The sequence below is a fragment of the Stenotrophomonas sp. 10L48 genome, from assembly GCF_056395105.1.
In genome coordinates, this window is the sequence record NZ_JBFTIX010000008.1 from 43,367 (window position 1) to 67,866 (window position 24,500).

Below are 24,500 nucleotides of genomic sequence, written 5' to 3' on the forward strand. Positions count from 1 at the left end.
TCGCCGCCACCCACACCATGGATACCGCCCGCTGGCAGCAATTGTCGTCCTGGCTGGACCAGCTGCTGGAGCTGGCACCCGCCGCCCGCCAGCTGCGCCTGCAGCGCGTGAGCGCGCAGGACCCGACGCTGGGCCGCGAACTGGAACGCCTGCTGCAGCAGGAAGCTGACAGCCACGAGTTCATGGCCCAGCCCTTGTGGACCGCTACGCCGCCAGGCCGCGCCGGAAGCGAGGTCGGGCCGTATCGGCTGCTGCATCCGCTCGGCGAAGGCGGCATGGGCGAGGTCTGGCTGGCCGAGCGCTGCGATGGCCTGTACCAGCGCCAGGTCGCGCTGAAGCTGCTGCGCAGTGGCGTGGCCGATCCCGGCCTGCGCCAGCGCTTCGGCCGCGAGCGGCAGATCCTGGCCCGCCTGCAGCACCCGCACCTGGCACAGCTGCTGGACGCCGGGGTGGACCAGCACGGGCAGCCCTACCTGGCGCTGGACTACGTGGAAGGCGAGCCGATCAGCGACTACTGCCGGCGCCTGCAACCGCCGCTGGAAACGCGTCTGCAGCTGATGCTGCAGGTCTGCGCGGTGGTCAGCCATGCGCATGCGAACCTGGTGGTGCACCGCGACCTGAAGCCCTCCAACATCCTGGTACGCGCCGACGGCACGGTGAAACTGCTCGACTTCGGCATCGCCAAGCTGCTCGACCACGACGATCCGAACGCGGCCCATCCGGCTACCGAAATCCGCGCGTTCACCCTGCACTACGCCGCGCCGGAGCAGGTGCGTGGCGAGGCGGTGACGACCCTGACCGATGTCTATTCGCTGGGCGTGGTGCTGTTCGAGGTGGTCACCGGGCACAAGCCCTATCGCCTGCGCCGGCACAGCGATGCGGAATGGGAGCGCTCGATCCTGGATGTGCAGGCACCGCGTGCCTCGGCGCTGCTGCAACGGCTGGCCGCCGAGCCGGGGGCACCGAGACGGGCGCTGCTGCGGCAGGCCAAGCGACTGCGTGGCGATCTGGACGTGCTGCTGGAAAAGGCCCTGCAGAAAGACCCGCAGCAGCGCTACAGCTCGGCCGAAGCACTGGCCGGCGACCTGCGCCGCTACCTGCAGGGGCAGCCGATCCAGGCGCGTCCGCCGGGCATGGGTTACCGGGTGCGAAAGTACGTGGGCCGCCATCGCTGGGGCGTGGCGCTGGCCGGGCTGGCCGCGCTGGCCCTGCTGGGGACCACGTCCTTCGCCCTGTGGCAGTTGCGCCAGGCGCGGGCGGAAATGGCGCGTGCGCAGGCCATGCAGGATTTCACCGTTGGCCTGTTCGACAAGGCGGCCAGCCAGCGCCACGGCCATTTCGACGTGCCGCAGCTGCTGGCCACCGGCCAGCAACGGGGCGAAGCCGAACTGGCTGACCAGCCGCTGGCGCTGGCCGAGCTGCAAGGGGTGATCGGCCGCCTGCGCATCGGCCTGGGCGACTACCAGCTGGCGCTGCAGACCCTGGACCAGCAGCGCCAGCTGCTGCAGGAGGTGGGCGAGGTGCCGCCGGCGCTGCAGATCGAGGCGGTGACCCAGCGGGGGCGCGCACTGCGCATGCTCGGTCGCGGACGCGAGTGCCTGGCGCACCTGCAGCCACTGCAACCGCTTGCGGCCAGCCAAGCGGCGGCATTGCCGGCGGCGGTGGCCGAGTTCCACAGCCAGCTCGGGCGGTGCCAGGCCCAGCTGGGTGACGCCGATGCGGCGCGGCGTTCGTTCCAGCAGGCGCTGGCGCTGCGCCACCAGGGGATGGTCGAGCGCTTCGGGCGTGCTGAATCACTGGCCGATCTGGCCGCCCTGGACGCCACCGCCGGACGCCTGCCGGCCGCGCTGGCGGGGTACCGGCAGGCGCTGGCCCTGCTCGGCCAACGCGCCGACGCCAGCAGCCCGCAGGTGATCAGCCTGCATCGCCAGCTGGGCGATGTGCTGGCCCGGCAGGGCGACACGCAGGCGGCAGCGGCCGAGCTGGAGCTGGCCTGGCAGGCGGCACAGGAGGCATGGGGACCGCGCCACCCGGAGGCACTGGTGGTTCGCCGCGCACGCGCGCTGTTGGCCCTGCAGCGTGGCCAGCACGCGCTGGCCGGCCAGGAACTGCGGCAGGTGCAGGCACAGCTGCTCGGCGCTCTGGGCCCGGACCATCGCGAGATCGGCTACGGCGAGTTCGCCCTGGGGAAATGGGCCAGCGCCAGCGGCGACCCCTCGGCGGCGGCAGCGCACTATGCCCGCGCGGTGGCGATCTGGCGCCAACCGGATCACGTCGCCCTGCTGCCGCAGGCGCTGCTGGCACAGGGGCAGGTCCTGCAGCAGGCCGGCCAGATCGCGCAGGCCCGCACCGTGCTGGCCGAGGCACGACAGCTGCTGCTGGCCCAGCGCGGTCCGCAGGCACCGGCCCTGCACGAGCTTGATGCCCGCCTTGCGGCATTGGCACAGGCTGAACAGGGTATCGAGTCCACCGCTGCCCGTTAACGTTTGTCTGCCTATGATGGCCGACCTTCCCTTTGCTCCCGCGCCTGCATGCAACGACGCGACTTCATCCGCAATGCCTCCCTGGCCCTGGCCGCCTTCGGCCTGCCGTCACTGCCGGCCTGCGCGGCCAGCAAGAGTGGCCAGCTTGGGCTGCGCCGGCTTGGCCAGCCGCAGCCGTTCGATTTCGCCACCCTGAAGGGCCAGGCGCGCGCGCTGGCACAGGCGCCCTACCAGAGCCACAAGCGGGTGCTGCCGGGCAAGCTGGAGGCGCTGGACTGGGATCAGTACCAGTCGATCGGCTATCGCCAGGACCACGCCCTGTGGGCCGACCAGCCGGGTAAGTTCCAGGCCAAGTTCTTCCACCTGGGTCTGTACTTCCATTCGCCCGTGCGCATGTACGACGTGGTCGACGGCAAGGCGCAGGAACTGGCCTATGACGGCGCCGCGTTCAACTACGGCAAGAGCGGGTTGAAGAATGGTGAGCTGCCGGCCGACCTCGGCTTTGCCGGGTTCCGGCTGAACACGCGCAAGGACACCGACCGCGATTTCGCCGCGTTCCTGGGTGCCAGCTACTTCCGCGCAGTGGGCAAGGAAGGCCAGTACGGCCAGTCCGCGCGTGGCCTGGCCATCGACACCGGCATGGGCAAGCCGGAGGAATTCCCAGACTTCATCGCCTATTACCTGGAACAGCCTGCGGCCGACTCGGACACCATCATCGTCTATGCGCTGCTGGATTCGCCCAGCGTGGCCGGTGCCTACCGCTTCGCCGTCACCAACGGCGATGTGCTGCTGATGGACATCGACAGCGCGTTGTACCCGCGCAAAACCATCGAGCGGCTGGGCATCGCCCCGTGCACCAGCATGTACCAGGTAGGCGAGAACGACCGCCGCATGGGCTGGGACTGGCGCCCGGAGATCCACGATACCGACGGCCTGTCGCTGTGGACCGGCGCTGGTGAATGGATCTGGCGGCCGCTGGTCAACCCGCGCAACCTGCGCTTCAACATGTTCGTCGACCGCAACCCGCGTGGCTTCGGCCTGCTGCAGCGTGACCGCAACTTCGACCATTACCAGGACGACGGCGTGTTCTACGAGAAGCGTCCGTGCCTGTGGGTGGAGCCGAAGGGCGAATGGGGCGAGGGTTCGGTGCAGCTGGTGGAGATTCCCACCGTCGATGAAACCTTCGACAACATCGTGGCCTTCTGGAACCCGAAGGAAAAGCCGCAGCCGGGCCAGGAACTGCTGGTCGGCTACCGGCTGTACTGGGGCGCGCAGCCGCCGGCGCATACGCCGCTGGCCCATTGCGTTGCCAGCCGCACCGGCCTGGGCGGGGTGATCGGCAAGAAGCGCGAGTACTTCTCGTGGCGCTTTGCGGTCGACTTCGAAGGCGGCGAACTGGCCAGCCTGATCGACAAGGCCGACGTCGAAGCCGTTGTCGAAACCAGCCGTGGCCGGGTGGAGATCGTCTCGGCGCGGCCGCTGCGCGAGATCAAGGGCTACCGCGCGATGTTCGACCTGGTGCCGCCGGAGGGCAGCAGCGAGCAGATCGACATCCGCCTGTACCTGCGCAGTGGCGGCAAGACCCTCACCGAAACCTGGCTGTACCAGTACACCCCGCCGCCGGCTGGTGCGCCGGAGCGCACGCTGTACTGAAGCAGAGCGGTGCCGGCCAAGCGCCGGCACCCTTGATTCAGGGCTTGCTGTCGGTCGCGTGCGACTGGGTCGGCACGCCCACTTCCACCGTGCCACGGCGGATCTTCATCCAGGTTTCGTCCTGCCAGCGCTCGTACTGCTTCGGATCCCAGTACTTGGGGTCATACAGGCGGTCGGCCTTGATCGTGCGGGATATGCCGCCGTCCATGTACACGATGTCCACGTTGTTGGACATCGAGCCTACGCGGCTGCCGGTCATCTCGCGTCGTCCCTTCCTCAACACTTCGGCCATGCGTGGGCGCGCGACCTCATCGCCATACTCTGCACGCAGCGCGCTCGCCTGCGCCCGCGCGGCGTCGTGCTGTTCCAGCGGCAGGGTCGCCCAGTACTCGTTGCGCAGGTCCACGAACAGCGGGTAGCCGCGCTCGGCTGCCACTTCCATCCACGCATAGGCCATGACCGGATTGCGCGGCTGTTCAACGCCGTACCAGTACATCTCGCCCAGGTAGCCCTGCGCGGGTTTGTCGGCATAGCGTGCGGCCAGCCGGAAGTTGTCCATCGCGCCATTGACGTCGTTGCGGCGCAGGGCGTTGACGCCCCACTGCCGGTACATCATGTCCGGATGGCTGTCCATGAAACCGGCGCCGATCACGGCCGCGTCCTCTTCACCGGACGGGCGCTCGGCCGCAGTGGCGAACAGGGGCAGGAACAACACGGAAAGCAACAACAGGGCGGGGCGCATGACGGACATCCAGTTCGGCAGCAGGTAGTGCCGCAGCCTAGGCCCGACCACGCGGCCTTGTAAACCGCAGGACGTCATGGCCCGTGAAGGGCCATGCCCTACAACGGCAGCGGTGCCTGCGCCGGATCGATCCGCCCCTCGCCACGGGTGATCTTCTTGAACTCGGCGCGGCTGACCGACACGTAGCGCTCGTTGCCGCCGATCTCCACCTGCGGGCCGTCCTGCACGGCATGGCCATGTTCGTCCACGCGCACGGTCATGGTCGCCTTCTTGCCACTGTGGCAGATCGTCTTGATCTCCTGCATCTCGTCGGCCCAGGCCAGCAGGTACTGGCTGCCCTCGAACAGCTCGCCGCGGAAATCGGTGCGCAGGCCGTAGCACAGCACCGGGATGCGCAGCTGGTCGACCACTTCGCTGAGCTGCCAGACCTGGCTGCGGCTGAGGAACTGCGCCTCGTCCACCAGCACGCAGCCCAGCGGCCCGTTGGCCTGCAGATCCTGGCTGACCCACTGCTGCAGGTCGGTGTCGCGTTCGAAGGCCATGCCGTCGGCGCGCAGGCCGATCCGCGAGGCGACCACGCCCGCGCCGGCACGGTCGTCCAGGCGTGGGGTCAGGATCGCCACGCGCATGCCGCGCTCGCGGTAGTTGTGCGCGCTCTGCAGCAGGGTGGTGGTCTTGCCGGCGTTCATCGCCGAATAGTAGAAATAGAGCTTGGCCATCGGCCGATTGTACGACGCCACCCGGCGCCGGCCGAAGCCGTTCAGCAAGCCCACCGGCCGGCGGCTGTGGCCGCCACCAACGCCCGCTACAATCGCACCCCAATGCACGGTCTCAATCCCCCCCAAGCTGCCGCCGTCCTCCACATCGAAGGACCGCTGCTGGTGCTCGCCGGCGCCGGCAGCGGCAAGACGCGCGTGATCGTGGAAAAGATCGCCCACCTGATCGGCTGTGGCCGCTACCCGGCCAAGCGCATCGCCGCGATCACCTTCACCAACAAGTCGGCCAAGGAAATGCGCGAGCGCGTGGCCAAGCGCCTGTGCGAGCAGGATGCCGATGAAGTGACCATCTGCACCTTCCATGCGCTGGGCCTGAAGTTCCTGCAGATCGAGCATGCCGCCGTCGGGCTCAAGCGCGGTTTCTCGATCTTCGATGCCGATGACGCGGCCGCGCAGATCAAGGACCTGATGTACGGCGCCAAGCCGGACGACATCGAGGACATGAAGAACCTGGTGTCGCGCGCCAAGAACGCCGGCCTGTCGCCGGAGCAGGCGATGGCCGCTGCGCGCAGCAACCGCGAGAAGGAGGCGGCCGGCATCTACGAGCGCTACCAGTTGCGCCTGAGCGCGTTCAATGCAGTGGACTTCGACGACCTGATCCGGTTGCCGGTGCAGATCCTGGAAGAGAACCCGGAGATCGCGCTGGCCTGGCGCGAGCGCATCGGCTACCTGCTGGTCGACGAATGCCAGGACACCAACGATGCGCAGTACCGCCTGCTCAAGCAGCTGGCCGGTGACAAGGGCAACTTCACCTGCGTGGGCGATGACGACCAGTCGATCTACGCCTGGCGCGGTGCCAACCCGGAAAACCTGCAGCAGATGGGGCGCGATTACCCGGCGCTGGAAATCATCAAGCTGGAGCAGAACTACCGGTGTTCCAACCGCGTGCTGCGCGCGGCCAACGCGCTGATCGCCAACAATCCGCACGAACACCTGAAGAAGCTGTGGAGCGACCAGGCCGACGGCGAGCGCATCCGTGTGTGGGAGTGCCGCAACAGCGAACACGAGGCCGAGAAGGTCGCCGCCGAGATCGCGTTCGTAGCGCAGACGCGCAACGTGCCGTGGAGCGATTTCTGCATCCTGTTCCGCGGCAACTTCCAGTCGCGGCCGCTGGAAAAGGCCATGCAGCTGCTGCGCATCCCCTACCACCTGACCGGCGGCACCATGTTCCTGGAGCGCCAGGAAGTGAAGGACACGCTGGCCTGGCTGCGGCTGCTGGTGAACCCGGACGACGACACCGCGTTCCTGCGTGCGGTGCAGTCGCCCAAGCGCGAGGTCGGCGCCGGCACCCTGGCCAAGCTGGCCGAACTGGCCTCGGAAAAGGACATGCCGATGGCGCAGGCCGCCGAGGCGATCGGCGCGCTGCAGCAGCTGCCACCGCGCGCGGCCAACAGCCTGGCGCGCTTCACCGACATCCTGCGTGACCTGCGCGCGCAGACGCGGCAGATCAGCTCCGGCGACATGATCCGCAAGGTCGCCAAGGAATCGGGCCTGCTCAGCGAGCTGCGGCAGCAGGCCAAGGAAGAAGCCAGCTACCAGCGTCGCGCCAACAACATCGAAGAACTGGCGCAGTGGTTCGAGGGTGGCCCGCGTGGTGCCACCGCGGCCGATCTGGCCGGCCAGCTGGCGCTGTTGTCGCGCAGCGACAAGGACGAGGGCGGCAACCAGGTGCGGATGATGACCATGCACGCCTCCAAGGGCCTGGAATTCCCCTATGTGTTCATCGTCGGCTGCGAGGATGGCGTACTGCCGCACCAGGTCAGCCTGGACGAGGGCAATCTGCAGGAAGAGCGGCGCCTGCTGTATGTGGGCATCACCCGCGCCAAGATCCAGCTGTGGATGAGCTACAGCAAGCTGACCCGCAAGTTCGGCGAGCATGTGCGGCTGAAGCCGAGCCGCTTCTTCGAGGAGATCCCGGCCGAGGAGATCCAGCGCGATGGCGCTGATCCGGTTGCGGATGCGGCGCGGAAGAAGGAGCGGGCGACGGCGGGGTTGGCGGCGATCGAGGCGTTGTTCGACTGATCGGCGAACGGCGCAGCCCCTCGTGGCTGGCGCTCAACGCAGTGGGTTCGTGGTTGGCCGGGTAGAGGGACTGCGCAGGGGACGCTGCAAGTACGTCCCTGTAAGCTCGGTCGCCGCATCCATGCGGCTCACGCCCCTGCGCAGCCCCTCTACCCGGCCTTGGACGGTTTCCTGGCGCGTCAGCCACGGAAAGAAAAAAAGAAAACCAAAGGCAACGGCAACCGCGGGGGCTGAGGCACAATCGGGGTCTCTGGCTGGAGACCTGTCCGTGCACCCGATTGAAAGCGAACGCCTGCGCCTGCGGGCCATTGAACCGGACCGCGATGCGGCACCGATGCTGGCCCTGCTCAACGATCCGGGCTTCGTGCGATTCATTGGTGACCGCAACGTGCGTGACGAAGCGCAGGCGCGCGAGTACATCGCCCTGCGTGTGCTGCAGAGTTATGCGTTGAATGGCTTCGGCATGTATGCGATCGAGCGGCTGTCCGATGGTGCGTGGCTGGGCAATGCCGGGCTGGTGCGCCGCGAGGGGTTGCCGGCACCGGATATCGGCTACGCGGTGCTGTCCGCATACGCGGGGCAGGGCTATGCCAGCGAGGCGGCACGGGCGGTGTTCAATCACGCGCGCACGGCGCTGGGCCTGATGGATCTCTACGGCATCACCGATCTGGACAACGTCGCCTCGGCGAAGGTGCTGCTGGGCCTGGGCATGCACGAGCGCGGGGTCATCCAGCTGCCGGGCATCGAAACACCCAGCCGGCTGTTCGCTACCTTGGGTGCGGCCGACGTCGGGTAGTGCCGGCCGCTGGCCGGCAACCTGGCCATGCCTGGATTCGGCCGGCTCGGCGCCGCCGCCACTGCTGGCGTACTTCGCTGCCAATGCCGCGCCGTCCACTTCACCGCACAGCAGGTGCATGTAGCGGTCTTCGCGCTGGCCGCTGGCGCGCGGCAGCACCACCAGCAGGGCACGTTGCTGCAGGCGCTCGATGGCGTGGCGGGCTTCGTCGGCATCGGCGAAGCGGTGCAGGCGCTCGGCGCGGGTGACCAGTTCGCCCAGGGTCTGCGGCCCGCGCAGCAGCAGCAGGGCCAGCAGCACGGTCTGCTGCCGGGTCAGGTCCAGCGCGCTCTGCAGGCGGTGCTCGTAACGGTCGGCGCGCGAGGAGAAGTGCTGGCGCGCCAGGCCCAGGGTCTCCAGCTGGCGCAGCGCATGCTCCACGCTGCCGGCGCTCACGTTCATCACCGGCTCACGGGCGGTCTTCTGGTTGGCCGCCGATTGCGCGGCGTTGACGGTCAGCGGGTAGGTGTCCGGGGTGGTGGCTTCCTTCTCCACCAGGCAGCCCAGCAGGCGCGCCTGTACGGCATCCAGCAGCGGAACGTCGGGGGTCTGGGCAGGGTCGGTCATGGCGGCTTCCGGAAGACAACGTGTCAACCGCCAAGCATAGCCGTCCCGGCGGCGCCTTTGCCGGTAAAATGGGCCGGTATATCTGATTGCCGGTGAATCCATGCGTCGTCCCGTTTCCCTGTCCCTGACCCTGCTCGCCACCGCGGTGCTGGGCCTGTCCGCCTGCAAGCGCGTGGAAGCGCCTGCCGAAGCCGCCACCCCGCAAGCCCCGGCCGCCGCCGCCAAGGCCGACGGCGCGCTCGACGCGACCGCCAACGACAACCTCAATGCCGTGCTGTGGATGCAGCGCGCGCAGGAATACAGGGCGATCACCGAGCAGACCTACCGCGCCGCCGCCGACCATCTGGACGTTGCGCTGAAGGAAGCCCACTGGGACGCGCTGGTACCGGAAGAGCGCGGCAACGAGGCCAAGGGCCTGAAGCCGGCCGTGGTGCTGGACGTGGATGAGACCGTGCTGGACAACTCGCCTTACCAGGCGCGCCTGGTGCGTGACGGCAAGGAATACGACGAACTCAGCTGGGACCAGTGGGTGGCCGAAAAGAAGGCCAAGGCCATTCCTGGCGTGGTCGATTTCGCCAAGGCTGCCAATGCCAAGGGCGTGACCCTGCTGTACATCTCCAACCGCGCCGTGCACCTGAAGGACGCGACCCTGGCCAACCTGCGCGAGCAGGGCCTGCCGGTGGCCGATGACAGCGTGTTCCTCGGTCTGGGCACCGTGGTTGAAGGGTGCGAGCAGGCCGGCAGCGAGAAGAACTGCCGCCGCCGCCTGGCCGGGCAGAAGTACCGCGTGCTGATGCAGTTCGGCGACCAGCTGGGTGACTTCGTGGAAGTGACCGCCAACACCAACGATGGCCGCGACGCGCTGCTGCAGCAGTATCACGACTGGTTCGGCGAGCGCTGGTGGATGCTGCCGAACCCGACCTACGGCGGCTTCGAGCCGGCGCAGTTCAACAACGATTACGCGCAGTCGCGGCAGGCCCGTCATGACGCCAAGCGTGCCGCGCTGGACTACGCGCCGTGAGCCGCGCCCCGCTGCCGCTGCGTGACGACGAACGCCTGATCTTCGCGCTGGACGTGCCTGACCGTGTGCAGGCGCTGGCGTGGGTCGACCGCCTTGGCGACAGCGTGGCGTTCTACAAGATCGGCATGGAACTGCTCGCCTCCGGTGAGTACTTCCAGGTGCTGGACGAATTGGCACGCCGCGACAAGCGCGTGTTCGTCGACCTGAAGTTCTTCGACATCCCGGCCACCGCCGCGGCAGTGATCAAGCGCCTGGCGCAGTGGCCGGTCAGCTACGCGACCATCCACGGCTGGCACCCGGCGATGATGGAGGCCTGCGCGGCCGCCAACAGCGGCGACATGCGCCTGCTGGCGGTGACCGTGCTGACCTCGATGGGCCGCCCGGACCTGGCGCAGATGGGCATCGACCGCGAGCCGGTGGAGGTCGTGGTCGAACGCGCGCTGGCCGCACAGGCCGCTGGCATCGACGGCGTGATCGCCTCTGGCCAGGAAGCCGGCCCGATCCGCGCCGCGACCGGCGCCGGTTTCTCGATCGTCTGCCCGGGCATCCGCCCCGGTGGCCCGGTCGGCGATGACCAGAAGCGCACGGTGGGTGTGGCGCAGGCGTTTGCCGATGGTGCCGATGCCATCGTGGTCGGTCGTCCGATCCGCCATGCGTCCGATCCGCAGGCTGCAGCACGGGCGATCCAGCAGGAAATCGCGACGGCTTTGGCCGCGCGCTGAGCCCCGCCCCGACGGCGGTCACGCCGGCACCACGAACGCCATCCCGTCGAATGCGGGATGGCGTTCGCATTTGTGCCTGTTGCCCTGACGCACCCGACCCCAGCCGGGAAAACTGTGCGCCGCATCGCGCTGTAAGCGTGGAGCGCCCTCTATCAATCGATGCACCAGCACGGACCGCGGCCGTGCCGGTACCAACCATCGACAGAGGAATACACGGATATGTATCGCAGCACCTCTTTGTTGTTCGGCGGCCTGTTGGCGGCGGCCATCGTCTTTCCCGCCACGGCTGCACCCCAACCCCGCGAAGCACCGCGCATCATCGGCGGCGAGGATGCCAAGCCGGGCGACTACCCGTTCATGGTCAGCCTGCAGGGCATCTCCTACGGCGACACCGACCACACCCGGCACTTCTGCGGCGGCACGCTCATCTCACCGTCCTGGGTGCTGACCGCCGCGCACTGCGTGCAGGGCAATTCGCCCGCCTCGATCGCGGTACTGGGCAATGTCACCAGGCTGTCCACCGAACCGTCCGCGCATGCATCCAACGTCAAGGCCATCCACGTGCACCCGGCGTTCAACAGCGGCAACACGCTGGAACATGATGTTGCCCTGATCCAGCTCAGCGCACCGTTGGCCGATGCGCAGCCGGTCACGCTGCGGTTGCGGCCCGATGCCAGCTATCTCAAGCCAGGCCGGGAGTTCACGGTGATCGGCTGGGGCGACACCGACATCAGTGAAGAACGGCTCTATCCCACCCAGCTGCAGACGGTGCAGACCCCGTTCGTGCCCTTCGCCGAATGCCAGCAGGCCTACGGAGGCGAGCTCGCACGCGGCAAGGTCATCTGCGCCGGCCGCGAAGGGATCGACAGCTGCCAGGGTGACTCCGGTGGTCCGCTGCTGCTGCGCCTGCGCGAGGGCTGGACCCAGTTCGGTGTTGTCAGCTGGGGCGAAGGCTGCGCGTTGGCCGGCTACCCCGGCGTTTATGCCCGAATCGCCGAAAAACATGCCGTAGATTTCATTGAAGCAGTCTGGCAACGCGATTGATCCAGTAAAATCAATGGGTTGAATGACATTTCATCATGTGTTGCGTTAACTTTGCGGGCAGCGTAGGATCGCCGCCATCCGGTCTTCGGGCCGGACATGCGCCACAACACTGTCCACCGGCCTTGCGCCGGTTTGAAGAGCCTGCGATCCCTGTGGTCCGGGCTCTTTTTTTATCCGCCGGGTGCGGCAAGGGCCCATCGGCGCGGGGCGTGGATCCACCGCGCAGTGCGCGCCATGGCAGAAACCGTGACGCCCCGGCTTGCCGCTGTCACGTCGCAGGCCGCAAGATGCGGACCGGTCCGGGGAGTCCGATTGCATGAGCGTGGTAATGCGAGGAAGGTCTGCGCGGGGATGGGGGCTGGCGGCCATGCTGCTGCTGGCCATCGCCGCGTGCCGTGAATCCGGCAGTGATCCGGCCGCCGCGCCGGCTGAACCTGTCGCTGCGGTACAGGCGATGGCGCAACGGCTGGCCGAGGACGACCTGGTCGGCTATGCAAAGCTGTCGGTGCCCCCCAGCCAGTACCAGCGCCTGCAGCAGGCCTGGGCCGACGGCCACAGCCAGTGGCCGCTGACCGGACTGCCGCTGGGCGACCAGCTGCTGCCGATGCTGGCGGCGCTGCGTGAGCCCGGCGCCAGCGTGCAGCTGCAGCGCAGTTTCGATCGCCAGCTGGCCGGCCAGGCCCGTGCCGTGCGCCAGGCCGCGCAGTCGATGGGCAACTTCGGTGTGCAGTACCTGCGGCACCAGAAGGGCTATACGCCCGGCCAGCAGGCGCACTACATCCAGCTGGTGCAGACCCTGGCCGCCTGGGCGCAGGATGCCCCGATCAGCGACCGCGCCAGAGCCCGCAGCAGCATCGCCGCCCTCGTCGGCGCCGCCGCCCAGGTGGGTTTCCAGGACGATGCCGGTCTGCAGGCCGCAGGCATGGAAGGCAGCCTGCAGCAGCTGGCGCCGTTCATCCACACGCTGAAGGCGGTGCTGGCCAGCTATGGCCTGGGTGTGGACGAGGCGCTGCGCAGCGTGCGCGGTGAGCTGCTGTCGGTGGAGGGCGACAATGCCCTGGTGCGCCTGCAGTACGAGCTCGCCGGCCGCGCGATGACCGTGCAGGTGCCGCTGAGCCGGCGCGAGGGTCACTGGTACCTGACCCGTACCCTGGCCGATACCGATGCCCTGTTGCGGCAGGCCGATGCGGCGCGCGCCGCCGCCGCTCCGGACCCTGTGCCCGCCCCGACAACCGATGGGGAAGCGGCAACGCCATCGGCTAAGCCATAATGACGTCGATGTCGAAACAGAACCCGCTGCCGTTCCCCGGCGAAGAATCCCAGCCGACGCCCGCCGACACGGCGCCGGCGTCCCCCTCGACCGACGCCGGCACGCCGCCGGCGGCGACGCCTGTGCACGCGCGTCCTGCCGGCCGCCGCCCGCTGTGGGCGCGCCTGCTCGGGCGCCTGGTGGAACCCTGGCTGTCGCTGAAGATCGAGCCGGAAGACCCGGGCCAGTACAACGATGGCCGCCCGGTCATGTACGTGCTGGAAGACTACGGCCTGTCCAACGCGCTGATCCTGGACAAGGCCTGCCGCCAGGCTGGCCTGCCCTCGCCGCTGGTACCGTTGGCCGGTGACCCCACCGGCCGCAAGCGCGCCTACCTGGCCCTGTCGCGGCGCAGTTCGAGCAACTCGCTGATTCCCGAGCAGCGCGGCGCCAAGACCCATTCCGATTCGCTGGCCAAGGTCCTGCAGGCCCATCGCGTGCGCGACGACCTGGATGTGCACTTGGTGCCGGTGTCGATCTTCGTCGGCCGCGCCCCGGACAAGCAGAGCGGCTGGTTCGCCGTGCTGTTCTCGGAAAACTGGGCGCTGGTCGGCCGCTTCCGCCGCCTGCTCGGCCTGCTGCTGAACGGCCGCAACACCATCGTCCGCTTCGCACCGCCGATCTCGCTGCGCAGCACGGTCGACGAGGGCCTGGAGCCCGAGCGTACGGTGCGCAAGCTGCAGCGCGTGCTGCGTACCCATTTCCGCCGCATCCGCGAGTCGGTGATCGGTCCTGACCTGTCGACCCGGCGCCTGCTGGTGGACCAGGTGCTGGCCGCCGAGACGGTGCGCGAGGCGATCGCCTCGCAGGCCAAGCGCGACAACAGCAAAACCAGCGATGCCTGGAAGAAGGCGCACGCCTACGCCTGGGAAATCGCCGCGGACTATTCCAGCCCGGTGGTGCGCTCGGCCAGCTTCATGCTCAGCCATGTGTGGAACCGCATCTACGCCGGCGTGCTGGTGCACCACCTGGACAAGTTCAAGGCCGCAGCGCCGGGCCACGAAGTGGTCTACGTGCCCAGCCACCGCAGCCACATGGACTACCTGCTGCTGTCCTACCTGCTGTACGACCGCGGCATCGTGCCGCCGCACATCGTGGCCGGCATCAACCTGAACCTGCCGGTGGTGGGCACCCTGCTGCGCAAGGGCGGTGCGTTCTTCATCCGTCGCTCGATCCGCGGCAACGCGCTGTATTCGGCGGTGCTGAGCGAGTACGTGGCGCAGCTGGTCGCCGGTGGCTATTCCATCGAGTACTTCGTCGAGGGCGGGCGCTCGCGTACCGGCCGGTTGCTGCAGCCCAAGGGCGGCATGATCTCGATGACCCTGCGTGCGTTCCTGCGCCAGCCGCGCAAGCCGGTGCTGTTCCAGCCCATCTACATCGGCTACGAGAAGCTGATGGAAGGCGGCAGCTACCTGGATGAACTGTCCGGGCGGCCCAAGGAGAAGGAATCGATCTGGCAGCTGCTGTGGGGCATCCCCAAGGTGCTCAAGCAGAACTACGGCCAGGTGGTGGTGAACTTCGGCGAACCCATCGCGCTGAACGATGTGCTGGCCGAGAAGGCTCCGGAGTGGGGTGGCGAGGCGGTGTCCGAGGACGAGAAGCCCTCGTGGCTGTCGACCACCGTCGATACCCTGGCCGAGCGCATCCAGGTGCGCATCAACGGCGCGGCCGACGTCAATCCGATCAACCTGCTGGCGCTGGCGCTGCTGTCCACGCCCAAGCATGCGATGGGCGAGGCCGACCTGATCGCGCAGATCGAGCTGTGCAAGACCCTGCTGGTGGAGATGCCGTATTCGGGCCGGGTGACGGTGACCCCGCACTCGCCGGAGCGGATCATCGCCCACGCCGAAGAAATCAACGTCCTCACCCGCATCAAGCACCCGCTGGGCGACGTGCTCAGCGTCAGCGGTGATACCGCGGTGTTGCTGAGCTACTTCCGCAACAACGTGGTGCACCTGTTCACCGCATCGTCGTGGGTGGCCTGCTGCTTCCAGAACAACCGCCGCATGAGCCGCACCGGCCTGGTGCAGCTGGGCCGCACGGTGTACCCGTTCCTGCAGGCCGAACTGTTCCTGCCGTGGACCGAGGACGAGTTCGCCCAGCGCATCGACCAGACCATCGACGTGTTCGTGCGTGAGGGCCTGCTGCAGAACGTCAACGAAGACGACGGCGGCATCCTTGCCCGCAACACCGGGCAGACCGACGAAGTGTTCCGCCTGCGCGCGATCGGTCACTCGCTGCAGCAGGCATTCGAGCGCTACTACATCGCCATTTCGGTGCTGGTGAAGAACGGCCCGGGCACGCTCGGCGCCGCCGAGCTGGAAAGCCTGTGCCAGCAGGCCGCACAGCGCCTGAGCCTGCTCTATGCACCGGCCGCGCCGGAGTTCTTCGACAAGTCGCTGTTCCGCGGCTTCATCCAGAAGCTGCGCGAGCTGCGCCTGGTGTGGCCGGACGAGAACAGCAAGCTGCTGTTCGACGAGCGCCTGGACGCCTGGGCCAAGGATGCCAAGTTCATCCTCGGCCGCGAACTGCGCCACACCATCGAACGGGTCAGCCCGGAAGCGGCGCGCCCGGACGAACCGGCACCGCAGGATTGAACCTGCGGCGCCTGTCGGGCCTGGCCGCGTTGATCGCGGCCGGAGGCCTTGCGGCTACTTCGGCGCAGGCTGCAGAAGCCTGCGTGGACGACAACCTGCCCGGGCGCCTGGCCGATGCGCCGGTGCGCCTGTGTATCGAGGCCGGGCAACCGGTGCGCTACCGCTTGTGGTTGGCCGGCGAGGTGCGCATCAGCGGTGATGAATCCGCCGCTCGCCAGGGTCTTGCCGGTGACTGGTACGGGCACCCGCTGGGTCTGCGCTGTTCCGGTGCCGACAACGTGCGCCGCTGCGACCTGACCGTGGACGGTGAGGCGGCCTGGAGTGCGGAGCTGGCGCTGCCGCGTTGATGCAGGGCCCCATCCACGCATGGCGTGGATCCATAGGCTGCCGCTGTGCCATCGGCGTTCGGGGCGGCGTAGGCCAGTAGATCCACGCCATGCGTGGATGGGCCACCGGTTACGCCGGTTCGTCCGGAATCTGCAGGCTTTCCAGCTTGGTGATGCAGTCCTTCAGCTGCAGCTTGCGCCGCTTCAGGCGCTTGAACTCCAGCTCATCTTCGCCGTTGGCGGCCATGCGCGCGATCTGTTCATCCAGCGACCGGTGCTCGGCGCGCAGGGCGACGAGGTGTTCGACGATTTCGGCGGGGTTGTAGGTGTCCACGGTCTCCGAGCATACACAGCGACGATGACTGCCGGGAGAGGGGAATCCCGACCCCGGGTCCGGGCTGCCACAAGCCGGTAGAATGGCGCCATGTCCGCCGTGATCTCCCTGCCCGATCCCCCGCAGCGCGTTCCGCGCGATCCGCGCGTGGACGGGCTCGGGGCGGACAAGCTGGGCAAGCGCCTGCGCCGCCAGGTCGGCCAGGCCATCGCCGACTTCGGCATGATCGAAGCGGGCGACAAGGTCATGGTCTGCCTGTCCGGCGGCAAGGACAGCTACACCCTGCTGGACCTGCTGCTGCAGCTGCAGAAAAAGGCGCCGGTGCCGTTCGAACTGGTGGCGGTGAACCTGGACCAGAAACAGCCGGGTTTCCCCGCGCACGTCCTGCCGGAGTACCTGGCCGGGCTGGGCGTGCCGTACCAGATCATCGAGCAGGACACGTATTCAGTGGTCAGCCGGGTCATCCCGGAAGGCCGCACGATGTGTTCGCTGTGCTCGCGCCTGCGCCGTGGCGCCCTGTACAACCACGCCAAGGCGCATGGCTTCAGCAAGATCGCACTGGGCCACCATTGCGATGATGTGGTGGCCACGTTCTTCCTGAACCTGTTCCACCACGCCAAGCTGGCCGCCATGCCACCGAAGCTGCTCAGCGACGATGGCCAGCACGTGGTGATCCGCCCGCTGGCGTACGTGCGCGAGCACGACATCGCGCAGTACGCGCAGGCGCGCCGTTTCCCGATCATTCCCTGCACCCTGTGTGGCAGCCAGGAAAACCTGCAGCGTCGGCAGGTCGGCCTGATGCTCAAGCAGTGGGACCAGGACCATCCGGGGCGCATTGAACAGATTGCACGTGCAATGGCCGACGTGCGACCTGCGCAGCTGGCCGATGCCGCCCTGTTCGATTTCATGTCCCTGGGCCGCCGTGGCGATGCGGCGCATGCCGATGCCTGGCCGGCCGACGCAGTTCCCGAGACGCCTGCCGTTTAAGGTCGGGCGCCCTTCTTCTTCAGACACCGGAATTCCATGTTCTTTCGCAACCTGACGTTCTTCCGCTTCCCGACTGCCACTGATTTTTCCGAAGTCGATACCCTGCTGCCGCACGCCCTGCTCAAGCCGGTGGGCGCACTGGAAATGAACTCGCGTGGTTTCATCTCGCCATTCGGCCGCGAAGAGAAGGAAGTGCTCTCGCACCGCATTGCCGAACACCTGTGGCTGACCGTCGGTGGCGAGGACAAGATCCTGCCGGGCGCGGTGGTCAACGACCTGCTCGAGCGCAAGCTGGAGGAGATCGAAGAGAAGGAAGGCCGCCGCCCCGGTGGCCGCGAGCGCAAGCGCATGAAGGACGACCTGCTGCATGAACTGCTGCCGCGCGCCTTCGTGAAGTCCTCGCGCAACGATGCCTTCATCGACCAGCTGCACGGCTATGTGGCGGTGGACACCTCCAGCCGCAAGACCGGCGAATACTTCATGTCCGACATCCGCGGCCTGCTTGGCAGCTTCCCGGCGATGCCGCTGAACGCCGAAGTCGCGCCGCGTTCGATCCTGACCGGCTGGATCGCCGGCGAGCCCCTGCCCACCGGCTTCAGCCTGGGCGAGGAGTGCGAGATGAAGGACCCGGTGGAAGGCGGCGCGGTGGTCAAGTGCCAGCATCAGGAACTGCGCTGCGACGAGATCGACAAGCACCTGGATGCCGGCAAGCAGGTCACCAAGCTGGCCCTGGTGTTCGAGGACAACCTGTCCTTCGTGCTGGGCGACGACCTGATCGTGCGCAAGCTGAAGTTCCTGGACGGCGCGCTGGACCAGCTGGAACATGCCGACGAAGACGGCCGCCGTGCCGAGTTCGACGCCCGCTTCGCCCTGCAGAGTGCGGAGATCCGTCGCCTGTTCCTGCTGCTTGAAGAAGCCTTCAAGCTCAGCAAGGCTGACTGAACAGGCAGGCCGTCGGCCGCCGGTCATCCGGCGGCCTCGCACGGCGCTATGCTGGGACCATGAGCCGTCTGCTGCGCCGCCTGATCTCGCCGGTCCCACCCGCCACCGTGCAGCGCGATACCGTTCGCCTGCGCCTGGAGGATGTCGAGATCGAGATACTGCGCGTGCGTGATCCACGCGCGCGCCGGATCAAGCTCAGCGTCGATGAGCGCGGCGCACGACTGACGTTGCCGCCGCGTGCCAGCCTGGTGATGGGCGAGCGCTTCCTCGAACTGCATCGCGAATGGCTGGGGCTGCAGCTGCGCCACTACCAGGGGCATGGTCTGCCCGCCGCGTTGCAGCCCGGCGTTGAAGGGGTGCTGCCGCTGCGCGGCGAGTTGTTGCCGCTGCGCTGGCAGGAAGGCCGCTACGCACGGCTGGAAATCGACGAACACGGTGCCTGTGTGCAGTGGCCGAGCCGTGGCGGCGATGCGACCCTGCGCCGCCTGCTGCGCGAATTCTATGAAGCACAGACCCGCGCCGATGTCGGCCGCTGGTTGCCGAAGTACCTGCCCGGCCTGCCGCGCGCGCCCAGCCGCCTGCGGTTGAAGGTGATGTCCTCGCAATGGGGCTCGCTGGCCCCCGACGGCAGCATGGCGCTGGACCTGGCACTGGTACTGGGCCGTCCCGCCGCCTTCGAGTACGTGCTGGTGCACGAACTCTGCCACCTGATCCAGGCCAACCACTCGCCCGCGTTCTGGCACGAAGTGGAACAACGCTTCCCCGACTGGCGCGAGCAGCGCGACTATTTCCAGCTGGAAGGGCGACGCCTGAAAGCGATGCTCCGGCAACTGCTGTAGCGCCTGCGCTACAGCAGTTGCCCACGCATTCCTCCTCTACCCCCGCCTTCGGCGCGCCCCTTCAACAGAAGGGGCTCCACTCCATAGAGCCGGCGGCGCAGTCGAGCAAAATCGGCTCTACTGAAGCGCGCACAGCGCGCGACCCGCTTTGCTCCTGCTCTTCCTTTTCTCTTCCGTGGTCAGCACGGAAACCATCCGTGGCCGGGCGGGGTGGGTTGCGCAGGGGCGTGAGCCGCATGGATGCGGCGACCGAGCTTACATGGACGTACTTGCAGCGACCCCTGCGCAATCCACCCCGCCCGGCCAAGCACGGCTTTTGATCTGAACGGCCACCACGAGCGGCTCAGCCGTTGGCCGCAAACCTCATCGACCCGCGCGCAGGGCCGCCGCCTCCGCCCACCGCGCAGCCACGCGCGGCGCGGTGATGCACACCGCCTGATCGGTCACCGTGGTCACCGCCCGCTCCAGCAGCTGGATGTCCGCTTCGTGCTGGCGCGCCACGTGCGGATCTTCGAAGAAGATCGCGCGCTGGCAACGGCCTTCCAGCACGCGGTCGGCAATCTGCGCATCGCCGCCCATCGGCCCGCTCTGGTAGCGCGTCACCCATGCCGCATCCGCTGGCCAGCCGCGGCTCCAGGCCAACTCGTTCAAACGCTGGCCGGTGGTACCGGTGGCGACGCGTTCGCCGAAGCGCGCCAGTACGTCGAAGTGTTCATCGGCGAAGGCCAGCATCGCCGGCTTCATCGCATCGTGCGCGATCAACGCCAGCGTCTGCCCTTCGAATGCATGCAGGTCGTTGGCGCCTGTATCGGCAGCCAGGCCAGCATGGATGCGCTCCACCTCGATCCAGTCGCGGGCGGTGGCCACGGTGGAAATGAAAGGCTTGCCGTGGATCACGCACTGGCGCTTGAGCGCGGTCGCCTCGGGGAAAACCGAGGAAGGGTCCACCGGATCCATCAGATAGACCGCACCGTCCAGCGTACGCTCGGCGCCCATGCCCACCACTTCGGCCACCAGTTTCATCAAGCCGCCGTCGCGACCGTAGGGATAGCGCTGCAGGCCGTCGTAGCCGGCAAGGAAGCTGTTGCGCTGGATCGCGTCGTGGGTACGGCCGACCGCACACAGTGTCACGCCCAGTTCGCGCAGCCCGGGTTCGCTGGCGCGCAGCCAGCGGAACAGTGCCGCGCGCGCGTCGTGGTGATGGAGACGGTTGGCGGCCAGGCCGATGCGCATCGAAAGCTCCGGGATCGGTAGAAGCGGCAGTGTATGTCGCTATTGACGGTTTCGGAGGGTTTTACAAATTTCCTCATTGTTGCTGGCAGGGGCGTCGCTAGCGTGGCAGGAGGTCGCACCGCGATGCGGCCATGCCCCTGCCTGCGACATGAGGATGTCCACCGTGAATGTCGCTGGCCCTTTGGCCCGCATCGCCGCCCTGTCGCTGTTGTCGGCGCCGGCCTGGGCCGGACAGTGCGAAGGCCCCATCCTGCTTGCCTATCCCGCTGACCGTGCGCCGTTGTCGTCCAGTCAGGACGACACGCCACAGGGGCTGGTGGCCGCCTATCTGGCGCTGCTGCAGGAACAGGTGCCCACGCTGCGTGCCACACCGGTCGCGGCGACGGCGCTGGCCGCTGCCGCGCTGCCTGCCGGGACCCACGCCGTGCTTGGCTGGCCGCGCGCGCAGACGCCGAAAGGCTGGGTGGCCAGCGTGCCCTACCTGCAGGTGCCGCAGGTGATCGTGCGACGCCCCGACGCGCTGCCGATCCACGGCCTGGACGGACTGCACGGTCGCGGCGTGGCCAGCCTCGACACCGTGCCGCTTGCCAGGGTGCTGGAGGAGTCGGGCGCGCATGTGCCGCTGCTGCAGGTGGCGGCATTGGACAAGGCGCTGCAGCTGCTGATCAGCGGCCAGATCGATGCAGTGGTGGGCAACCTGGTGGAAGTGGAAGCGGCGCTGCGCGATCAGCCTGGCGGCGCGCTGGACGTAGCGGCGCCGGCCGGCTTCAGCGACGCACTGGTACTGGCTGCGCTGCCGGCGTGCGCGCACTTGGTGGATCGCTTCAACCAACTGCAGGCGGGCATGACGGAGGAACAGCGCGAGGCATTGCGGGCCCATTGGGTCTCGACATCCCCTCGCCGCGGCCACGTGCCGCCGGTGTCGCCCCTACGCGGCTTGATCGCGGTGCTGCTGATGCTGCTGACAATGGGCCTGGTGCATGCATTCGGTTACTGGCGACTGCACCGCGAAGGCCTGCGCAGGCAGGCGCTGGAGCAGCGGCTGCAGGAAGTCACCGCCAACCTGCCGGCGGTGGTGTACCAGGCGCGGCGCAGCAGCACCGGCGAGTACAGCGTTCCCCACATTGCCGGCGATGTGCATGCCCTGTTCGGGATCAGCGTAGATACCGCGCGGGTCGACCATGGAAGCCTGCTGGCAGCAGTCCATCCGCAGGACCGCCGCTCGGTGCTGGCCTGCGTTGATGCCGCCGCGCTGGTGCGCGGGCCCATCGACATCACCTTCCGCACGCGCGGCCCCAACGGCTGGCGCTGGGTACGTTCGCACGGGCGCCCGATTGCCTGCAGCGACAGCGGCGTGGAATGGAGCGGATACTGGATGGATGTCACCGAGGCGCGCGCACGCACGCAGGCACTGAACGATGCGCGGCGTGATGCTGAGCAGGATGCTGCCGCCAAGAGCCATTTCCTGGCCACCATGAGCCACGAGATCCGCACGCCGATGAGCACCTTGCTGGGAATGCTGGAGCGCTTCGGCGGCGGCGCACTCGATGCGCGCCAGCGCCAGGTACTGGCGACCATCGATGATGCCGCGCAGATGCTGCGGCAGATCCTTGATGACGTCCTGCACAGCCAACGCCTGCAGTCCGGCCCACAGCCACCGCAGTGCCTGCCCACCGACCTGGCCGAACTGCTGCGTGCGGTGCAGCGCCTGCTGGTGCCGGTGGCGGCAAGCAAAGGGCTGCATCTGCGCTGCGAGGTGGATCCTGCGCTGCAGCGTGGATCGTTGGCCGATGCGCTGCGCCTGCGCCAGATCCTGTTCAACCTGGCAGGCAATGCGCTGAAATTCACCCTGCACGGTGGGGTGGACCTGCAGGTGCGGGTGCTGCAGCAGCGCGCGCACGGCCAGCAACTGCGGCTGCAGGTGACCGATACCGGCGTGGGCATCAGCCGGGAGCGCCAGCGGGCGGTATTTGCAGCATTTACCCAGGCCGACGCCTCCACCACCCGGCGCTTCGGTGGCAGCGGCCTGGGCCTGGCGATCTGCCGGGACCTGGCGGCATCGATGGGCGGGCAACTGCACCTGTGCAGTACGCCGGGCGTGGGCACCACGGTGTGGCTGGACCTGTACCTGCCGGCCTGCGAGGCGCCATCGGTGGAGCATCGTGATGATGCGGCTGGCCTGCACGAATTGCCGCCGGTACGGGTACTGGTTGCCGAAGACCATCCCACCAACCTGCAGCTGCTGGTGCGACAGCTGCGGGATCTGGGCCTGCAGGTGCATGCCACAGCCAATGGCGAGCAGGCCTGGCAGGCGTGGCAGACGCAACGGTTCGCGCTGGTCATCACCGACTGCCACATGCCGGGCATGGACGGCTTTGCCCTGGCCCGCGCGATCCGCGCCGATCCCCGTGCCGACGCGGCAAGGGTGCCGATCATCGCGTTGACCGCCAGCGTGCTCGACAGTACCCGCCAGACCTGCCTCGACGCTGGCATCGATCATTTCATCGCCAAGCCGGTCGACCGCCAGGCACTGCATGCCACCTTGGCCGCAGTGCTGATGCCGCTCGATCTGTCAGTGCGCCAGTAGCCGGGCGATGCTGGCGGCGGCGTCGCGACCTTCGGCCACGGCGGTCACCACCAGGTCGGCACCGCGCACTGCGTCACCCCCTGCGAACAGACGGGGATGTGCGGTCTGGAAGGGCAGCTTGCCCTTGCCTCCGGCGAGGATGCGGCCGTTGGCCTGGCCCTCCACGCCATGCTCGGCCAGCCACGACGGCACGCTGGGCGAGAAACCGAACGCGATGATCACCACGTCCGCTTCCAGCAGCGACTCGCTGCCCTCGATCTGTACCGCGTTCTGGCGGCCGTTGGCATCGGGTTCGCCCAGGCGCGTCTCGATGACGGTGACGCCGATCACTTCGTCATCGGCGCCGGCTTCGATCGACAGCGGCTGGCGGTTGAACAGGAAGCGCACGCCTTCCTCGCGCGCGTTGGCCACTTCGCGCGCGCTGCCCGGCATGTTGGCTTCGTCGCGGCGGTAGGCACAGGTGACCTTGGCCGCGCCCAGTCGCACCGCGCTGCGCACGCAGTCCATGCCGGTGTCGCCACCGCCGAGGACCACCACGCGCTTGCCATTGAGGTCGGGCAGGGCGATCTGGTCTTCCCAGCCGGCGATCGGGCGGCCCTGCGGATCATCGCCGCCGACGATGCGGCTGTTCTGCACCAGGAACGGCAATGCCGGCAGCACGCCCTTCAGGTCCTGGCCGTCGAGGCCACCATCGGTGTAGCGATACGCGCCGGTACCGACGAACACCGCATCGTGGGTGTCCAGCAGCTGCTGCAGGCTGATGTCGCGGCCGATCTCCACGCCGAGGCGGAACTGCACGCCCATGCCTTCCAGCACGTCGCGACGACGACGGATCACGTCCTTGTCCAGCTTGAAACTGGGGATGCCGAACTGCAGCAGGCCACCGACCTGTTCGTAACGGTCGTAGACCACCGCGGTGATGCCGGCATGCGCCAGGCGGTCGGCACAGGCCAGCCCCGCGGGGCCGGCACCGATCACCGCCACCGTGTGGCCGGTGGGCTGCACCGCCGTCATGTCCGGCCGCCAGCCGGTAGCCAGCGCGGTATCGACGATGTACTTCTCCACCGCGCCGATGGTGACCGCACCAAACTCTTCCAGCGTGCAGCTGCCCTCGCACAGGCGATCCTGCGGGCACACCCGGCCGCACACTTCCGGCAACGGGTTGGTGCTGTGGCACAGCGTGGCTGCTTCGTGGATGCGGTTTTCCTGCACCAGCTGCAGCCATTGCGGAATGGCGTTGTGCACCGGGCACTTCCAGCTGCAGTACGGGTTGCCGCAGTCCAGGCAACGGCCGGCCTGGTACTGCGCATCCTCCTTGCCGAACTTTCCGTACAGCTCACCCCAGTCGCCGGAGGTGCGCAGTTCAACCGGGATGCGCTGCGGCATGGTCCGGGGCAGGTCGAGGAACTGGAAGGCGTGCTTGCGGCTCATGGCGGACTCTGTGGATTTCCGGATGCCGGCCAGCGGCCGGCACTACAGCG

General features: G+C 68.0%; 19 protein-coding genes and 1 pseudogene. 14 read left to right on the plus strand and 6 right to left on the minus strand.

Annotation, left to right across the window (positions count from 1 at the left end; genetic code table 11):
- The first annotated feature begins 17 nt into the window (after nt 1–17).
- Complete coding sequence (locus AC1DCU_RS14370; RefSeq protein ID WP_051585162.1) at nt 18–2,483, plus strand: serine/threonine-protein kinase; 2,466 nt, start codon at nt 18–20, stop codon at nt 2,481–2,483.
- Between the two features lie 48 nt (nt 2,484–2,531).
- Complete coding sequence (locus AC1DCU_RS14375; RefSeq protein ID WP_032978429.1) at nt 2,532–4,136, plus strand: OpgD/OpgG family glucan biosynthesis protein; 1,605 nt, start codon at nt 2,532–2,534, stop codon at nt 4,134–4,136.
- 37 nt (nt 4,137–4,173) lie between these two features.
- Here the strand turns inward: AC1DCU_RS14375 and AC1DCU_RS14380 are convergent, their stop codons facing one another.
- Together AC1DCU_RS14380 and AC1DCU_RS14385 are read right to left on the minus strand one after the other, a co-directional pair.
- A complete protein-coding gene (locus AC1DCU_RS14380) occupies nt 4,174–4,878 on the minus strand; it encodes an SEL1-like repeat protein (protein WP_032978425.1) in 705 nt (234 codons plus the stop codon).
- Between the two features lie 98 nt (nt 4,879–4,976).
- Nucleotides 4,977–5,597 (minus strand): thymidine kinase, encoded by a 621-nt coding sequence (locus AC1DCU_RS14385; protein ID WP_025875442.1) that lies wholly within the window; start codon nt 5,595–5,597, stop codon nt 4,977–4,979.
- A 102-nt stretch (nt 5,598–5,699) separates the two neighbouring features.
- On the opposite strand from AC1DCU_RS14385, the gene AC1DCU_RS14390 reads away from it, so the two are divergent.
- Complete coding sequence (locus AC1DCU_RS14390; protein WP_032978558.1) at nt 5,700–7,676, plus strand: UvrD-helicase domain-containing protein; 1,977 nt, start codon at nt 5,700–5,702, stop codon at nt 7,674–7,676.
- 268 nt (nt 7,677–7,944) lie between these two features.
- Nucleotides 7,945–8,472, plus strand: a complete 528-nt coding sequence (locus AC1DCU_RS14395) for a GNAT family N-acetyltransferase (protein WP_099786326.1) — start codon at nt 7,945–7,947, stop codon at nt 8,470–8,472.
- A 39-nt stretch (nt 8,473–8,511) separates the two neighbouring features.
- Here AC1DCU_RS14395 and AC1DCU_RS14400 read toward each other — a convergent pair.
- Nucleotides 8,512–9,078: pseudogene (locus tag AC1DCU_RS14400) on the minus strand (YceH family protein); the annotation flags it as partial.
- Nucleotides 9,079–9,178: 100 nt separating this feature from the next.
- Here AC1DCU_RS14400 and AC1DCU_RS14405 point away from each other — a divergent pair.
- The 6 genes from AC1DCU_RS14405 to AC1DCU_RS14430 all read left to right on the plus strand — a co-directional run bounded on the left by AC1DCU_RS14405 (nt 9,179) and on the right by AC1DCU_RS14430 (nt 16,118).
- Nucleotides 9,179–10,099: a 5'-nucleotidase, lipoprotein e(P4) family gene (locus tag AC1DCU_RS14405; protein ID WP_025875432.1), complete on the plus strand. Its 921-nt coding sequence runs from the start codon at nt 9,179–9,181 to the stop codon at nt 10,097–10,099.
- Entirely contained in the window at nt 10,096–10,821 is a 726-nt protein-coding gene (gene pyrF / locus AC1DCU_RS14410; protein WP_025875430.1) for an orotidine-5'-phosphate decarboxylase, read from the plus strand. Before AC1DCU_RS14405 ends, pyrF begins: the two co-directional genes overlap by 4 nt.
- Nucleotides 10,822–11,040: 219 nt before the next feature.
- Nucleotides 11,041–11,865: a S1 family peptidase gene (locus AC1DCU_RS14415; RefSeq protein ID WP_032978418.1), complete on the plus strand. Its 825-nt coding sequence runs from the start codon at nt 11,041–11,043 to the stop codon at nt 11,863–11,865.
- Nucleotides 11,866–12,181: 316 nt separating this feature from the next.
- A complete protein-coding gene (locus AC1DCU_RS14420) occupies nt 12,182–13,135 on the plus strand; it encodes a hypothetical protein (RefSeq protein WP_025875426.1) in 954 nt (317 codons plus the stop codon).
- Nucleotides 13,135–15,771, plus strand: coding sequence for a glycerol-3-phosphate 1-O-acyltransferase PlsB (plsB, locus tag AC1DCU_RS14425; protein WP_025875424.1), 2,637 nt, complete (start codon nt 13,135–13,137; stop codon nt 15,769–15,771). Before AC1DCU_RS14420 ends, plsB begins: the two co-directional genes overlap by 1 nt.
- Nucleotides 15,768–16,118, plus strand: coding sequence for a hypothetical protein (locus AC1DCU_RS14430; protein WP_032978415.1), 351 nt, complete (start codon nt 15,768–15,770; stop codon nt 16,116–16,118). Before plsB ends, AC1DCU_RS14430 begins: the two co-directional genes overlap by 4 nt.
- Nucleotides 16,119–16,227: 109 nt before the next feature.
- Here AC1DCU_RS14430 and AC1DCU_RS14435 read toward each other — a convergent pair whose 3' ends face one another.
- On the minus strand, nt 16,228–16,431 hold the full coding sequence (locus AC1DCU_RS14435; RefSeq protein ID WP_032978412.1) for a YdcH family protein: 204 nt from the start codon (nt 16,429–16,431) through the stop codon (nt 16,228–16,230).
- A 90-nt stretch (nt 16,432–16,521) separates the two neighbouring features.
- On the opposite strand from AC1DCU_RS14435, the gene ttcA reads away from it, so the two are divergent.
- From ttcA to AC1DCU_RS14450, 3 genes are read left to right on the plus strand one after another with little or no spacing between them, the layout of a single operon-like run.
- The gene (ttcA, locus tag AC1DCU_RS14440) at nt 16,522–17,418 is read left to right on the plus strand and encodes a tRNA 2-thiocytidine(32) synthetase TtcA (RefSeq protein WP_032978410.1); all 897 of its coding nucleotides are present in this window, start codon (nt 16,522–16,524) and stop codon (nt 17,416–17,418) included.
- Nucleotides 17,419–17,454: 36 nt separating this feature from the next.
- Nucleotides 17,455–18,360, plus strand: coding sequence for a recombination-associated protein RdgC (locus AC1DCU_RS14445; protein WP_025875418.1), 906 nt, complete (start codon nt 17,455–17,457; stop codon nt 18,358–18,360).
- A gap of 59 nt (nt 18,361–18,419) precedes the next feature.
- Complete coding sequence (locus AC1DCU_RS14450; RefSeq protein ID WP_025875417.1) at nt 18,420–19,199, plus strand: M48 family metallopeptidase; 780 nt, start codon at nt 18,420–18,422, stop codon at nt 19,197–19,199.
- 363 nt (nt 19,200–19,562) lie between these two features.
- Here AC1DCU_RS14450 and AC1DCU_RS14455 read toward each other — a convergent pair whose 3' ends face one another.
- Nucleotides 19,563–20,432, minus strand: a complete 870-nt coding sequence (locus tag AC1DCU_RS14455; protein WP_442251721.1) for a methylglyoxal synthase — start codon at nt 20,430–20,432, stop codon at nt 19,563–19,565.
- Between the two features lie 163 nt (nt 20,433–20,595).
- On the opposite strand from AC1DCU_RS14455, the gene AC1DCU_RS14460 reads away from it, so the two are divergent.
- A complete protein-coding gene (locus AC1DCU_RS14460; protein WP_442251722.1) occupies nt 20,596–23,019 on the plus strand; it encodes a response regulator in 2,424 nt (807 codons plus the stop codon).
- Here the strand turns inward: AC1DCU_RS14460 and AC1DCU_RS14465 are convergent.
- On the minus strand, nt 23,005–24,450 hold the full coding sequence (locus tag AC1DCU_RS14465) for an FAD-dependent oxidoreductase (RefSeq protein WP_025876048.1): 1,446 nt from the start codon (nt 24,448–24,450) through the stop codon (nt 23,005–23,007). The genes AC1DCU_RS14460 and AC1DCU_RS14465 overlap by 15 nt on opposite strands.
- Between the last annotated feature and the right edge of the window lie 50 nt (nt 24,451–24,500).

Bases quoted from the DNA above. Each gene is read 5' to 3' on its own strand.
- AC1DCU_RS14370 (WP_051585162.1), top strand. From the start codon at position 18: ATGGATACCGCCCGCTGGCAGCAATTGTCGTCCTGGCTGGACCAGCTG.
- AC1DCU_RS14375 (WP_032978429.1), top strand. From the start codon at position 2,532: ATGCAACGACGCGACTTCATCCGCAATGCCTCCCTGGCCCTGGCCGCC.
- AC1DCU_RS14380 (WP_032978425.1), bottom strand. From the start codon at position 4,878: ATGCGCCCCGCCCTGTTGTTGCTTTCCGTGTTGTTCCTGCCCCTGTTC.
- AC1DCU_RS14385 (WP_025875442.1), bottom strand. From the start codon at position 5,597: ATGGCCAAGCTCTATTTCTACTATTCGGCGATGAACGCCGGCAAGACC.
- AC1DCU_RS14390 (WP_032978558.1), top strand. From the start codon at position 5,700: ATGCACGGTCTCAATCCCCCCCAAGCTGCCGCCGTCCTCCACATCGAA.
- AC1DCU_RS14405 (WP_025875432.1), top strand. From the start codon at position 9,179: ATGCGTCGTCCCGTTTCCCTGTCCCTGACCCTGCTCGCCACCGCGGTG.
- AC1DCU_RS14415 (WP_032978418.1), top strand. From the start codon at position 11,041: ATGTATCGCAGCACCTCTTTGTTGTTCGGCGGCCTGTTGGCGGCGGCC.
- AC1DCU_RS14420 (WP_025875426.1), top strand. From the start codon at position 12,182: ATGAGCGTGGTAATGCGAGGAAGGTCTGCGCGGGGATGGGGGCTGGCG.
- plsB (WP_025875424.1), top strand. From the start codon at position 13,135: ATGACGTCGATGTCGAAACAGAACCCGCTGCCGTTCCCCGGCGAAGAA.
- ttcA (WP_032978410.1), top strand. From the start codon at position 16,522: ATGTCCGCCGTGATCTCCCTGCCCGATCCCCCGCAGCGCGTTCCGCGC.
- AC1DCU_RS14445 (WP_025875418.1), top strand. From the start codon at position 17,455: ATGTTCTTTCGCAACCTGACGTTCTTCCGCTTCCCGACTGCCACTGAT.
- AC1DCU_RS14450 (WP_025875417.1), top strand. From the start codon at position 18,420: ATGAGCCGTCTGCTGCGCCGCCTGATCTCGCCGGTCCCACCCGCCACC.
- AC1DCU_RS14455 (WP_442251721.1), bottom strand. From the start codon at position 20,432: ATGCGCATCGGCCTGGCCGCCAACCGTCTCCATCACCACGACGCGCGC.
- AC1DCU_RS14465 (WP_025876048.1), bottom strand. From the start codon at position 24,450: ATGAGCCGCAAGCACGCCTTCCAGTTCCTCGACCTGCCCCGGACCATG.